Source organism: Mycolicibacterium sp. XJ870 (assembly GCF_053483975.1).
Window position 1 is genome coordinate 69,299 of record NZ_JBEFTI010000001.1, and the last position, 12,628, is coordinate 81,926.

Below are 12,628 nucleotides of genomic sequence, written 5' to 3' on the forward strand. Positions count from 1 at the left end.
TACACTGAGCCCCGTGGCATCGAAGCCTTCCAGCGCGGCGGCCCGCGCTTACGAGCAGCTACGGGCCGAGATTCTCGAGGGTGTGCTCGGCCCTGGTACCACGCTCTACGAGGTCGAACAGTCCGAGCGGTTGGGGGTATCACGTACCCCGGTCCGGGAGGCCTTCGGGCGGCTGGTCGCCGACGGTCTGCTGGACGACGGGCAGGGCCGGGGGACGGTGGTCACCGACGTCTCCGATCGCGATATCGACGCGCTGTTCGAGATGCGGACCTGCCTGGAGGCCCAGGCGGCCCAGCTGGCCGCCCGCCGCGCAGACCCCGACGTGTTCAACCAATACGCCCGAGAGTTCCGGGCCTGGCACACTCCGCTGCTCGACCTGGACGTCACCGATCGGCAAGTCGACGACTACTACGCGCTGATACGTCGCTTCGATCAGTCCGTCGACGTCGCAGCGGGCAACGGCTATCTGGTCGACGCCCTCGACACCTTGCGCACGCACGTGGCGCGGGTGCGCAGGAAGGCCGGCGCGTCGCCGGGCCGGCTGGCGGCATCGGCGCTTGAGCACGCACTCATCGCGTCGGCGATCGCCAACCGCGACGGCGAACTGGCCGTGCATGCGACCCACGTCCATCTGCACAACAGCCTCGAGCATTTCCGCCACGACTACACCGGCCTCGGTGCCGACATACAGGAAGGGCAACACCCCACATGAGGAACCATCGCGTCCGGGTCCATCGCAGCGAGGAAGGCCTGGCCCGGGAGGATCAGCTCGCCTGGGCGATGGCCGAGGTGGCCGCCGACCCGGTCGAGGTGGACGGTGACGTCACCGACATGGTCGTCAACCGCATCCTCGACAACGCTTCCGTAGCGGCGGCTTCGGTGGCTCGCTCGGCCCCGTCGGCCGCGCGCGAGACGGCCATCGCGCATCCACCGAGTTCGGGTGGGGCGGGCGCGGCTGTCTTCGGGCTGGACCTCCTCGACCGGGTGAGCCCGGAATGGGCCGCGTTCGCGAACGGGGTTGCGGTGCGCGAGTTGGACTTTCACGACACCTTCCTGGCCGAAGACTACTCCCACCCCGGCGATAACATCCCGCCGATCATTGCGGTCGCACAGCACACGGGCGCAGACGGCGCTGCGTTGGTGCGCGGCATCGCCACCGGCTACGAGTTGCAAATCGATCTGGTCCGGTCGATCAGTCTGCACAAGCACAAGATCGACCACGTCGCCCACCTCGGGCCGTCGGCCGCCGCCGGTATCGGCACGCTGCTCGGCCTGCCCGCCGACGTCATCTACCAGGCAATCGGTCAGGCCCTGCACACCACAACCAGTACCCGCCAATCCCGCAAGGGCGAGATCTCGTCGTGGAAGGCCTACGCGCCCGCGTTCGCAGGCAAGGTCGCCGTGGAGGCTGTGGACCGCGCAATGCGTGGCCAGACCAGTCCGTCACCGATCTATGAAGGCGAGGACGGCGTAATCGCCTGGCTGCTGGACGGACCGGAGGCCGGCTATGACGTCCCGCTGCCCGAACCGGGTGAGCCGAAGCGGGCGATCCTGGCCAGCTATACCAAAGAGCACTCCGCCGAATATCAGGCGCAAGCGTGGATTGACTTGGCCCGCAAGCTGTTACGCGAAAATCCGGCAGTGGCCGACCCGCAGCGGGTTCGCAGTATCGTGATCCACACGTCGCACCACACGCACTATGTCATCGGTTCCGGCGCCGGCGACCCGCAGAAGTACGACCCGCGCGCGTCGCGGGAAACTCTGGATCACTCGCTGCCGTACATCTTCGCGGTGGCACTGCAGGACGGGGCCTGGCATCACGAGACGTCGTACGCTCCCGAGCGTGCCGGCCGGCCCGACACCGTGGCGCTGTGGCGCAAGATCTCGACCGTCGAAGACGCCGGCTGGACCGCGCGTTACCACGCGGCGGGCGCCGAGGCGTCGTACGGCGGTCGGGTGGTGGTGACGCTGACCGACGGCAACGAGATAGTCGATGAGATCAGCGTCGCCGACGCACATCCCGCAGGCGCCAGGCCGTTTGGCCGCGACGAGTATGTCGAGAAGTTCCGCCGGCTGGCGGTACCGGTCATAGGTACGGATGAGGTGGACCGGTTTGTCAGCCTCGCGCTGCGCCTGCCCGAACTCGGGCCGGATGAGGTGCGCGCGTTGACGTTTACGGCGCTGCCGGGCGTGCTGCCCGCACCCAGCCGCCGCGGACTGTTCTGACAAAGGGGGAAACCGTGCTGTATGCGACGACGACATCTGCCGAGAAGCGGGCCAACCTACGCGAACGCTTGGCGTCGGGCCGGCTGTTGCAGTTCCCCGGTGCGTTCAACCCGTTGTCCGCCAAGCTGATTGAGCGTGCCGACTTTGACGGTGTCTATGTTTCCGGGGCGGTGCTCAGCGCCGACCTCGGCCTGCCCGATATCGGCCTGACCACACTCAGCGAGGTTGCCGGGCGTACCCGTCAGATCGCCCGCGTCACCGAACTGCCCGCGCTCGCTGACGCCGACACCGGTTTCGGTGCGCCCATGAACGTGGCCCGCACGGTGCAGGAACTCGAGGACTCCGGGCTGGCCGCTCTGCACATCGAGGATCAGATCAACCCGAAGCGGTGCGGTCACCTCGACGGCAAACAGGTCGTCGACGACGCCACCGCGATGCAGCGGATCCGCGCCGCCGTCGATGCTCGGCGTGACCCGAATCTTGTGATCATGGCGCGCACCGACATCCGGGCGGTCGACGGGCTGGCAGCGACGATCGAACGCGCCAAACGGCTCGTTGACGCCGGCGCGGATGCGATCTTCCCGGAGGCGCTGGAGTCGCTGGACGAGTTCGCGGCCGTCCGCGCGGCCATCGACGTGCCGATGCTGGCCAACATGACCGAGTTCGGCAAAAGCGAGCTGTTCACCACAGATCAGCTGCGCGATGTCGGCGTGAACGTGGTGATCTGGCCGGTTTCGCTATTGAGGATGGCGATGGGTGCCGCCGAACAGGCGCTGCGCACCTTGAAATCCGACGGTTCACTCACCGCCCAACTGGGGCGGATGCAGCACCGGCGCGAGCTCTATGACCTGGTCGACTATCCGGGCTACAACCGGTTCGACGAATCTGTCTTCAACTTCCGTGTGGCGGACTGACGGCGCGGGCTGCGATCCGCTCGGAAAGGCACTGGATAGACCGGTTAGGTTGTGGGCGTGCGGTTAGGCGTGCTCGACGTGGGCAGTAACACGGTGCATCTACTTGTCGTGGACGCCCGTCGCGGCGGCCATCCGACCCCGATGAGTTCGACCAAGGCGGCGCTGCGGTTGGCCGAGGCCATCGACAACTCCGGCAAGCTGACCCGCAAGGGTGCGGACAAGCTTGTCGAGACGGTCGACGAGTTCGCCAAGATCGCCACCAGCTCGGGTTGCGCGGAACTCATGGCATTTGCCACCTCGGCGGTGCGCGACGCCACCAACTCCGAGGACGTGCTGGCCAGGGTGCTGGCCGAAACCGGCGTTTCGCTGCAGGTGCTCAGCGGCGTCGACGAATCCCGGCTGACGTTTCTGGCGGTACGCCGCTGGTATGGCTGGAGCGCCGGCCGGATCATCAACATCGATATCGGCGGCGGTTCGCTGGAATTGTCCAACGGTGTCGATGAAGAGCCCGAGGTGGCGTTGTCGCTGCCGTTCGGCGCGGGGCGGCTGACCAGAGAGTGGCTGCCCGAAGATCCGCCGGGCCGACGGCGCGTCGGGATGCTCCGGGACTGGCTGGCGAACGAGCTTGCCGACCCGGGAGCCACCTTGCTCAAGGCTGGGACTCCGGATCTGGCGGTGGCGACCTCGAAAACCTTCCGCTCACTGGCCCGACTCACCGGTGCCGCCCCCTCCGGTGCCGGTCCGCGCGTCAAACGGACGGTGACGGCCACTGGATTAAGACAGCTCATAGCTTTCATCTCTAGGATGACGACGGCAGACCGTGCTGAACTGGAAGGGGTGAGTGCCGAGCGGGCACCACAGATCGTGGCCGGTGCTTTGGTAGCTGAAGCTAGTATGCGAGCACTGGAGGTCGATTCCGTCGACATTTGCCCCTGGGCACTGCGGGAGGGGTTGATCCTGCGGAAGCTCGACAGCGAGGCCGACGGAACCGCCCTGGTAGAGGCAGCGGCGCGGGATGCCGGACGTTAACGAATACCTAGCCGCAAAAGGCAACACAGGATGACAGGACCAGAAGATAGCCACACCGGCACCCGACCGATATCGGTCGCGGAGTTGCTGGCAAAAAACGGGACGATCGGTTCGCCGCCCGTCGGCGGCCGTCGCAGACGACGCCGCGGTAACAGCGACTCGGTAACCGTCGCGGAACTCACCGGGGAGATCCCGGTCATCAGCGACGATCCGCCCGACGCTCGCGACGAACCCGATCCCGGGCTCATCGATACCGCCGTCGTGGCGGCCGTGGACGTCAGGCCCAGCGGGCGCAACGGCCGCCCCGGAGCCTCGACGCGGCCCGACGCCGAGCCTGAGCAAGCGGCATACGACGACGCTCCAGCTGATTTCGCGCGAAACGACGCGGCCGAAGCCGACTACGACGCCCACCTCCAAACCCGCGAGGCCGACCCGGAACCGGTGGAGTTCCGGCCGCGGTCGCGGCGCCCGCAGTACTCCCGCCCCCCGCGTGCGTTCAAACCCACCGGCAGCGGCGCCGAACGGATGAGTCCGGACCCGTTGGACGACCTGGGCCACGACGACGGCCGCCCTGACGGCCTCGACGATGACAAGGCCGCGACGGCCAAGCGCTCCGCCAAATCGGTTCAACCCGCGGAGGATCCTGAGGCCGACGGGTCTTACCGGGGTTCCTCGTTGGGTCCGCTGTTCGGCGGTCAGTCCGTCGCTGACGACATCGCCCGCCGCGGGCGGCCCAGTCCCGAGGACGTCGATCTCGACGATGACGCCGACGCGATCGACCGCGTCGACGACCGCGACGAGTTCGACGAGATCGGTGAACGAGATGAGACCGCCGATGAATTCGAGGGTTCGCCGCTCGTACGGGGCGCCTGGATCGTCGGGCAGTGCATCCTCGCGGTTCTCTTCGGCGCCGGTCTGTTCATCGCCTTCGATCAGCTGTGGAAGTGGAACACCATCGTCGCGCTCGTGCTGGGCGTGCTGGTCATCCTCGGTCTGGCAGGCGGCGTTCGGGTGGTCCGCAAGACCGAGGACATCGGCAGCACGCTGACCGCGGTCGCGGTCGGGGCGCTGGTCACCTTCGGGCCGCTGGCGCTGCTGCAGGCGAGCTAGCTAGTACGCCAGTACACAATTACCTACACAATTACTCTGTGCGCCCAGCCATCAAGGTCGGCCTGTCCACGGCTTCGGTCTATCCGCTGAGGACCGAGGCTGCCTTCGAATACGCGGCCCGGCTCGGCTACGACGGCGTCGAGCTCATGGTGTGGGCCGAATCGGTCAGCCAGGACGTAGAGGCAGTCGCCAAGATGTCCGCCCATTACGGCGTGCCGGTGCTGTCCGTTCACGCGCCGTGCCTGCTCATCTCGCAGCGGGTGTGGGGCGCCAACCCGATCCCGAAGCTGGAGCGCAGCGTGCGTGCAGCCGAGGAGTTGGGCGCGCAGACCGTCGTGGTGCACCCGCCGTTCCGGTGGCAGCGGCGGTACGCCGAGGGCTTCAGCGATCAGGTCGCCGAACTGGAGGCGGGCAGCGACGTCATGGTGGCGGTGGAGAACATGTTCCCGTTCCGCGCCGATCGGTTCTTCGGGACCGGGCAGACGTCCATCGAGCGGATGCGTAAGCGTGGGGGTAGGCCTGGACCCGGCATCTCCGCGTTCGCGCCGTCCTACGACCCGCTGGACGGCAACCATGCCCACTACACGCTGGACCTGAGCCATACCGCCACGGCGGGGACGGATGCGTTGGACATGGCCCGTCGGATGGGGGACGGGCTGGTGCACCTGCACCTGTGTGACGGCAAGGGCTCATCCACCGACGAGCATCTGGTTCCGGGGCGGGGCACCCAGCCCACTGCCGAGGTGTGCCAGATGTTGGCCGGAGGCGGTTTCGCCGGTCACGTGATCCTTGAGGTCACCACGTCGGGGGCAAAGACAGCCGCCGAACGTGAGGTGCAGCTGACCGAATCGCTGCAGTTCGCCCGCAAGCACCTGCTGCGCTGAAATCACGAGGACACCACATGCCGGGATCAACCCTGTTCACCGACGCCATGGCCCTGACGCCCGCGGGCGACGGTGTGTACGACGGCGCCCTCAACGAGCACTGGACCATCGGTCCGAAGGTGCACGGTGGCGCCATGCTCGCGTTGTGCGCCAACGCGGCCCGCACCGAGATCGGCGGCTCGGCCCAGCCCATCGCGGTGTCGGGCAATTTCCTGTGGGCGCCGGACCCGGGGCCGATGCGTGTGGTCACCACGGTGATCAAGCGGGGCCGCCGGATCAGCGTGGTGGACGTCGAACTCGTCCAACGTGAGCGGGTCGCCGTGCGGGTGTCGGTGACACTCGGCGAGCCCGAACACCATGCCCCGCCGCTGTTGTCGTTCAACCCGGTGGTGCCGTTGATGACACCCGAGCCGCCGCCCGGCCTCGAACCGATCGGACCCGGCCATCCGATGGAGCACGTCGTGCACCTGGCGCACGGCTGCGACATCCGTCCCGCACTGCACACGCTGGGTCCGCGCACCGATGGCGGTCCACCGGTTTTCGAGTACTGGGTACGGCCCAAGGATGCCGCGCCCGACGTCCTGTTCGCGCTTCTGTGCGGTGACGTGTCGGCTCCGGTCACATTCGCCGTGGACCGCACCGGTTGGGCGCCCACGGTGCAGCTGACGGCCTATCTGCGTGGGCTGCCGGCCGACGGCTGGCTGCGGGTCATGTGCACCGCGGTGCAGATCGGCCAGGACTGGTTCGACGAGGACCACATCGTGGTCGACTGTGAGGGCCGAATCATCGTGCAGTCACGCCAACTCGCGATGGTCCCCGCAGCGGGCTCCTAGCTGCGGGACGTGTAATGCTGTGGCCCATGTCGAGAATCGCGATCATCGGCGGCGGCAGCATGGGCGAGGCGTTGCTGTCCGGGCTGTTACGGGCCGGCAGGCAAGTCAAGGACATGGTGGTCGCGGAGAAGTATCCCGACCGCGCGAAGTTCCTGGCGGAAAAGTATTCGGTGCTGGTGACTTCGGTCGCCGATGCGGCCGAGAACGCCACGTATGTCGTCGTCGCGGTCAAGCCCAGTGACGTCGAACAGGTCATCGACGAGGTCGCCGAGGCCGCCGCACGCGCCGAGACCGATGCGGCCGAGCAGGTGTTCGTCACCATCGCGGCCGGCGTGAGCACGTCCTACTACGAGGCCAAGCTGCCTGCCGGCGCGCCCGTCATCCGGGTCATGCCCAACGCGCCCGTCGTCGTCGGCGGCGGGGTGAGCGCACTGGCGCCCGGCCGGTTCGCCACCCCTGATCAGCTCAAAGAGGTGTCCGCTATCTTCGACGCGGTCGGTGGGGTGATCACCGTCGCCGAATCGCAGTTGGACGCCGTGACGGCCGTTTCAGGCTCGGGTCCGGCGTACTTCTTCCTGATGGTGGAGGCGTTGGTCGACGCGGCCGTGGACGCCGGGCTGTCGCGGGCGGTGTCCACCGATCTGGTGGTGCAGACCATGGCCGGTTCGGCTGCGATGCTGCTGGAACGTCTCGACGAGGTCGAAGCGGCCGGCGGTGCCGCGCTGAACACCACCGCCGCCCAATTGCGCGCCACGGTGACCTCGCCGGCCGGCACAACCGCCGCTGGGCTGCGTGAACTCGAGCGCGGGGGGTTCCGGGCCGCGATCGCCAACGCCGTCGAGGCTGCGAAAACGCGCTCTGAGCAGCTAGGAATTACATCAGAGTAATTAGATAAATTCCGATGGATTAGCCCACACCCGTCGCAGTAACCCCACCTGCCACGCTATTCTCCCTTTGTATGCGCGGGTCGGTGCCAGCGGTGGGGAAGCCGCTGGAACTGCCCGTGCCTGATTGATTGGGTTGCGATGACGTCTATGAACGGGCCGTCGGCGCGGGACGCTGGTGACGGCCAGCCCCGAGCTCAATTTCTGACAGTCGCCGAGGTGGCGAGCTTGATGAGGGTCTCGAAGATGACGGTGTACCGGTTGGTGCACAACGGCGAGCTGCCTGCGGTCCGGGTGGGCCGATCGTTCCGGGTACACGCCAAGGCTGTCCACGATCTGCTGGAGACCTCGTACTTCGACGCCGGCTGAGCAACGTCCAAAAGCCGCGTAGGTACGGGCGTTTTCCGTTTCCCTGGTAGGCCCGGGTAAAGTGACCGGGTCAATCAACTTGTGGTCCAGATAGCGGAGACACCGGGGTTTATGGGTTCAGTCATCAAGAAGCGGCGTAAGCGTATGTCGAAGAAGAAGCACCGCAAGCTGCTTCGGCGCACTCGAGTGCAGCGCAGAAAACTCGGCAAGTAGCTTTCCGCCGCGGCCGATAGGCTTAGCCGATGGATTCTGACGGTCGTTCGGGGGGACGCCCTACGGGAGTCTCCGGCGGTGGTGGGGGAACGGAATCCGCGGATGCGGTGCCCTACCCGAAAGTGGTTCTGGTCACGGGTGCGTGCCGGTTCCTCGGCGGTTATCTGACCGCCAGGCTGGCGCAGAACCCGCTGATCAACCACGTCATAGCCGTCGACGCCATCGCGCCGAGCAAGGATCTTCTGCGGCGGATGGGTCGCGCGGAGTTCGTCCGTGCCGACATCCGCAATCCGTTCATCGCCAAGGTGATCCGGAACGGGGATGTGGACACCGTCGTGCATGCCGCGGCGGCCTCGTACGCACCGCGGTCCGGCGGACGGGCGACGTTGAAGGAACTCAACGTGATGGGCGCGATTCAACTGTTCGCGGCCTGCCAGAAGGCGCCGTCGGTACGTCGCGTCGTCCTCAAGTCCACCTCCGAGGTGTACGGCTCCAGCGCGCACGATCCGGTGATGTTCACCGAGGACAGCAGCGCCCGTCGACCGCCCGGTGAGGGCTTCGCCCGCGACAGCATGGATATCGAGGGCTATGCCCGCGGGCTGGCCCGGCGTCGGCCCGATATCGCGGTGACAATCCTGCGGCTGGCCAACATGATCGGTCCGGCGATGGACACCGCGTTGTCGCGCTACCTGGCCGGCCCGGTGGTGCCGTCGGTGGTCGGCCACGATGCGCGGCTGCAGTTGTTGCACGAGCAGGACGCGCTCGGCGTCTTGGAGCGGGCCACGGTGGCCGGCAAGCCGGGCACGTTCAACGTCGGTGCGGACGGCATCATCATGATGAGCCAGGCGATCCGTCGCTGCGGCCGGATCCGCCTCCCGATGCCGCGTCCGGCGTTGTCGGTTGTAGATTCGCTGAGCCGCGCAACTCGTTACACTGAACTCGATCGCGAGCAACTGAACTACCTCAGCTATGGCCGGGTCATGGACACCACGCGGATGCGCAATGATCTGGGTTACAGTCCGAAGTGGACGACGGCGGAGGCGTTCGACGAATATGTGCGGGGGCGTGGATTGACGCCGATCCTCGACCCGCGATGGGTGCACTCACTGGAGAGTCGTGCCGTAGCAGTGGCACAGCGTTGGGGACAGTAGTACCGGATCAATCCGGGTGGGGGAGAGGGTATCGACGTGGCGGGCGAACCTAAGGCGAAAGTCATTCCGCTACACGGGAATCCAAACCGTGCATCGGCTCAGCGCCGTGCGGCCCAACGATCCGAGAGCGCACGTAGACATCCGTCGGTGCTGGCCGACCCCGGTACAAGGGCCTCGGCCGAGCAGATTGCCGCGGTGGTTCGCGAGATCGACGAGCGCCGCGGCGCCGCGTCGGGCGGTCCGGCCGCCGAGGAGAGTCCGACCGAGCTTGCCAAGCGCATTGCCGCGGCGTCTGAATTCATCCGGAAGCGAATGGCCGGGGATTACGGCGTCGACGAATTCGGGTTCGACGAACACCTCAACAACGCTATCTTTCTTCCTTTGCTGAGAGTGTTCTTCCAGTCGTGGTTCCGGGTCGAGGTTTCCGGCATCGAGAACCTCCCGGACACCGGAGCCGCACTCGTGGTGGCCAACCACGCCGGCGTGCTGCCGTTCGACGGGCTGATGACTCAGGTGGCGGTACACGACCACCATCCGTCGCACCGGCATCTGCGCCTGCTGGCCGCCGACCTGGTGTTCGACCTACCGATGGTCGGGCAGGCCGCGCGCAAGGCCGGCCACACCATGGCGTGCACCGCGGACGCGCACCGACTGCTGGATAACGGCGAGCTCACCGCCGTTTTCCCCGAGGGCTTCAAAGGGCTCGGCAAGCACTTCAAGGACCGCTACAAGCTGCAGCGATTCGGTCGTGGCGGGTTCGTCTCCGCCGCGCTCCGGGCCAAGGCGCCGATTGTGCCGTGCTCGATTGTCGGCTCCGAGGAGATCTACCCGATGATCGGCGACGTGAAGCTGCTGGCCCGGCTGTTGGGCCTTCCGTATTTCCCCGTCACGCCGCTGTTTCCGCTGGCAGGCCTGGTCGGTATGGTGCCGCTGCCGTCGAAATGGCACATCCAGTTCGGGGAGCCGATCGAGACCGCGGGCTACGACGAGAGCGCTGCCGACGATCCGATGGTGACCTTCGAGCTCACCGACCAAGTACGCGAAACGATCCAGCACACGCTCTATCAACTACTGGCCGGCCGCCGGAACATGTTCTTCGGCTGACTTTTCTCACGCAAGGAAAAGGTCAGCTGCCGGACTTTTGCCCAGCAATCATTCGGGCGATGGCGGCATCCCGGGCTGCGGCGATCTGCGAGCTGATCTCATCGGCCTCGTCGGGGTGGGCCGCCTCACCGAGCATGGTGACGATACTGGTGATCACGGGTTTGCCGTCGTCATCGGTGACCTCGGCGCGGATCTCGCAGATGACGGTTCCGTGCGACTCGATGACGGAGTCCAGGTACGAGTCGAACCACAGTTTGTCGCCGACCACGATCGGCCGGTGGAACACCAGCTTCTGGTCGCGGTGCAGCACCCGCTCGAGGTTGATGGGTACATCGAATTTCTCGAACAGATCGAGCTGCACGCGCCGGCCCGCGACGGCCACGAACGTCAGCGGCGCCACAACGGTGTCGTACCCGCATTCCTTGGCGGCGGCCTCGTCATGGTGGGCGGGATGCTCGTCCTTGACCGCGTGGGCGAATTCGCGGACCTTCTCGCGCCCGACCTCGAAATAGTCGGGGTAGCGGTAGTGCGTCCCGATGATGTCTGCGGCGATGCTCATGTGGCCTGTGCTACTCCCTGTGCGCTGCGCACAAACTGTGCCTGGCTGCGGAGCCCCACGTACGCGGCTCGCCGCGGAAGCCTATCAGCGCGTTGCCGACGCTCAGCGAACGTCGTGGCGGCGCGATGCGACCGCGGCCAGCGCGCCGCCCAGCGCGCCGAACGCGAGCGCCGACGGGACGCCGATCCGGGCGGCTTTGCGGGCGGTGCGGAAATCCCGGATCTCCCAGCCTCGTTCCCTGGCCACGTCGCGCAACGCCGCATCAGGGTTGATCGCCACGGCGGTGCCGACCAGCGACAGCATCGGGACGTCGTTGAAGCTGTCCGAATAGGCGGTGCAGCGGCGCAGGTTGAGCCCCTCCCGGATGGCCAGTGACCGCACCGCGTGGGCCTTGCCCGAGCCGTGCAGGATGTCGCCGACCAGCCGGCCGGTGAACACCCCGTCGACGGACTCCGCGACGGTCCCCAGCGCGCCCGTCAGCCCCAGCCGTTTGGCGATGGTGGCGGCCAGCTCGTACGGCGTCGCGGTGACCAACCAGACCTGCTGGCCGGCGTCGAGGTGCATCTGCGCCAGCGACCGCGTGCCCGGCCAGATCTTGTCGGCGATGATCTCGTCGTAGATCTCCTCGCCGAGCTCAGCCAGCTCGGCAGTGGAGCGGCCCTCGATGAACGCCAGTGCCTTGGTCCGCCCCGCGGCGACATCGTCGCTGTTCTCGCGGCCGGTGAGCTGGAATTTGGCCTGCGCATAGACGAACCCGAGTATGTCGCGGTAGGTGAAGTACTCGCGGGCCGCCAGACCGCGGGCGAAATGCACCAGTGACGAGCCGTGTACCAGCGTGTTGTCCACGTCGAAGAACGCTGCGGCGGTCAGGTCGGGCGGCGGTGCTGCAGGTCCCGCGTCAGCCTCGACGTCGGTCCCGAGATGGGTGACCGCCAATTCGGCACTGGCCTCGCCGCCAAGTTCCTGATCAGCCGCCTCGGCACTACCGGATTTGGACACGAATTCACCCTAAGTCACTGCGCCGGGATACTGGCGGCGTGGAGCACAAGCAGGCGGGTCCGGCGGGTCGGCATACCGTGACGTTGCTGACCAGGTCAGGATGCGGGCTGTGCGCGCGGGCTTCTCAGCAGCTGGTGGCGTTGCGCGACGAGCTGGGGTTCGATCTGGTGACCACAGACGTAGACGCGGCAGCCGCGGCCGGCGACACGTCTTTGCGGGCCCAGTTCGGGGACATGCTGCCGGTGGTCTTGCTGAACGGAACCGAGCACAGCTACTGGGAGGTCGACGAGCAGCAGCTGCGTCGCGACCTCGCACACTAAGTGAAATTTGGTGGCCGGGCTCCGTAACGATTA

Annotated in this window: 15 protein-coding genes; 13 read left to right on the top strand and 2 right to left on the bottom strand. The window is 66.8% G+C overall.

Features of this window, described 5'->3' with window-relative positions; all coding sequences use genetic code 11:
- The first annotated feature begins 13 nt into the window (after nucleotides 1–13).
- From ABQF30_RS00375 to ABQF30_RS00430, 12 genes are all read left to right on the top strand, one after another.
- Nucleotides 14–712, top strand: coding sequence for a GntR family transcriptional regulator (locus ABQF30_RS00375; RefSeq protein WP_448460076.1), 699 nt, complete (start codon nucleotides 14–16; stop codon nucleotides 710–712).
- Nucleotides 709–2,226, top strand: a complete 1,518-nt coding sequence (locus ABQF30_RS00380) for an MmgE/PrpD family protein (protein ID WP_448460078.1) — start codon at nucleotides 709–711, stop codon at nucleotides 2,224–2,226. The genes ABQF30_RS00375 and ABQF30_RS00380 overlap by 4 nt, the downstream gene beginning before the upstream one ends.
- A complete protein-coding gene (prpB, locus tag ABQF30_RS00385; protein ID WP_448463324.1) occupies nucleotides 2,223–3,140 on the top strand; it encodes a methylisocitrate lyase in 918 nt (305 codons plus the stop codon). Before ABQF30_RS00380 ends, prpB begins: the two co-directional genes overlap by 4 nt.
- 57 nt (nucleotides 3,141–3,197) lie before the next feature.
- On the top strand, nucleotides 3,198–4,169 hold the full coding sequence (locus tag ABQF30_RS00390; RefSeq protein ID WP_448460080.1) for a Ppx/GppA family phosphatase: 972 nt from the start codon (nucleotides 3,198–3,200) through the stop codon (nucleotides 4,167–4,169).
- A 30-nt stretch (nucleotides 4,170–4,199) separates the two neighbouring features.
- On the top strand, nucleotides 4,200–5,279 hold the full coding sequence (locus ABQF30_RS00395; protein WP_448460082.1) for an Rv0497 family membrane protein: 1,080 nt from the start codon (nucleotides 4,200–4,202) through the stop codon (nucleotides 5,277–5,279).
- A gap of 38 nt (nucleotides 5,280–5,317) precedes the next feature.
- The gene (locus tag ABQF30_RS00400) at nucleotides 5,318–6,163 is read left to right on the top strand and encodes a sugar phosphate isomerase/epimerase family protein (RefSeq protein WP_448460084.1); all 846 of its coding nucleotides are present in this window, start codon (nucleotides 5,318–5,320) and stop codon (nucleotides 6,161–6,163) included.
- Nucleotides 6,164–6,180: 17 nt separating this feature from the next.
- On the top strand, nucleotides 6,181–6,996 hold the full coding sequence (locus tag ABQF30_RS00405) for a thioesterase family protein (RefSeq protein ID WP_448460086.1): 816 nt from the start codon (nucleotides 6,181–6,183) through the stop codon (nucleotides 6,994–6,996).
- Nucleotides 6,997–7,022: 26 nt separating this feature from the next.
- The gene (gene proC, locus ABQF30_RS00410) at nucleotides 7,023–7,883 is read left to right on the top strand and encodes a pyrroline-5-carboxylate reductase (RefSeq protein WP_448460088.1); all 861 of its coding nucleotides are present in this window, start codon (nucleotides 7,023–7,025) and stop codon (nucleotides 7,881–7,883) included.
- Between the two features lie 138 nt (nucleotides 7,884–8,021).
- Nucleotides 8,022–8,249: a cell division/environmental response transcriptional regulator gene (locus tag ABQF30_RS00415; RefSeq protein WP_014876915.1), complete on the top strand. Its 228-nt coding sequence runs from the start codon at nucleotides 8,022–8,024 to the stop codon at nucleotides 8,247–8,249.
- A gap of 111 nt (nucleotides 8,250–8,360) precedes the next feature.
- A complete protein-coding gene (locus ABQF30_RS00420) occupies nucleotides 8,361–8,462 on the top strand; it encodes a 30S ribosomal protein bS22 (protein WP_003402602.1) in 102 nt (33 codons plus the stop codon).
- 29 nt (nucleotides 8,463–8,491) lie between these two features.
- The gene (locus tag ABQF30_RS00425; RefSeq protein WP_448460091.1) at nucleotides 8,492–9,613 is read left to right on the top strand and encodes an SDR family oxidoreductase; all 1,122 of its coding nucleotides are present in this window, start codon (nucleotides 8,492–8,494) and stop codon (nucleotides 9,611–9,613) included.
- A 36-nt stretch (nucleotides 9,614–9,649) separates the two neighbouring features.
- Nucleotides 9,650–10,717, top strand: coding sequence for a lysophospholipid acyltransferase family protein (locus ABQF30_RS00430; protein ID WP_448460093.1), 1,068 nt, complete (start codon nucleotides 9,650–9,652; stop codon nucleotides 10,715–10,717).
- 22 nt (nucleotides 10,718–10,739) lie between these two features.
- Here ABQF30_RS00430 and ABQF30_RS00435 read toward each other — a convergent pair whose 3' ends face one another.
- Both ABQF30_RS00435 and ABQF30_RS00440 read right to left on the bottom strand, forming a co-directional pair.
- Nucleotides 10,740–11,276, bottom strand: coding sequence for an FAS1-like dehydratase domain-containing protein (locus tag ABQF30_RS00435; protein ID WP_448460095.1), 537 nt, complete (start codon nucleotides 11,274–11,276; stop codon nucleotides 10,740–10,742).
- 102 nt (nucleotides 11,277–11,378) lie between these two features.
- Nucleotides 11,379–12,275: an HAD family hydrolase gene (locus ABQF30_RS00440; protein WP_448460097.1), complete on the bottom strand. Its 897-nt coding sequence runs from the start codon at nucleotides 12,273–12,275 to the stop codon at nucleotides 11,379–11,381.
- Between the two features lie 38 nt (nucleotides 12,276–12,313).
- On the opposite strand from ABQF30_RS00440, the gene ABQF30_RS00445 reads away from it, so the two are divergent.
- Entirely contained in the window at nucleotides 12,314–12,595 is a 282-nt protein-coding gene (locus ABQF30_RS00445) for a glutaredoxin family protein (protein WP_448460099.1), read from the top strand.
- Nucleotides 12,596–12,628 lie beyond the last annotated feature (33 nt).

Bases quoted from the DNA above. Each gene is read 5' to 3' on its own strand.
- ABQF30_RS00380 (WP_448460078.1), top strand. From the start codon at position 709: ATGAGGAACCATCGCGTCCGGGTCCATCGCAGCGAGGAAGGCCTGGCC.
- ABQF30_RS00395 (WP_448460082.1), top strand. From the start codon at position 4,200: ATGACAGGACCAGAAGATAGCCACACCGGCACCCGACCGATATCGGTC.
- ABQF30_RS00405 (WP_448460086.1), top strand. From the start codon at position 6,181: ATGCCGGGATCAACCCTGTTCACCGACGCCATGGCCCTGACGCCCGCG.
- proC (WP_448460088.1), top strand. From the start codon at position 7,023: ATGTCGAGAATCGCGATCATCGGCGGCGGCAGCATGGGCGAGGCGTTG.
- ABQF30_RS00415 (WP_014876915.1), top strand. From the start codon at position 8,022: ATGACGTCTATGAACGGGCCGTCGGCGCGGGACGCTGGTGACGGCCAG.
- ABQF30_RS00420 (WP_003402602.1), top strand. From the start codon at position 8,361: ATGGGTTCAGTCATCAAGAAGCGGCGTAAGCGTATGTCGAAGAAGAAG.
- ABQF30_RS00425 (WP_448460091.1), top strand. From the start codon at position 8,492: ATGGATTCTGACGGTCGTTCGGGGGGACGCCCTACGGGAGTCTCCGGC.
- ABQF30_RS00435 (WP_448460095.1), bottom strand. From the start codon at position 11,276: ATGAGCATCGCCGCAGACATCATCGGGACGCACTACCGCTACCCCGAC.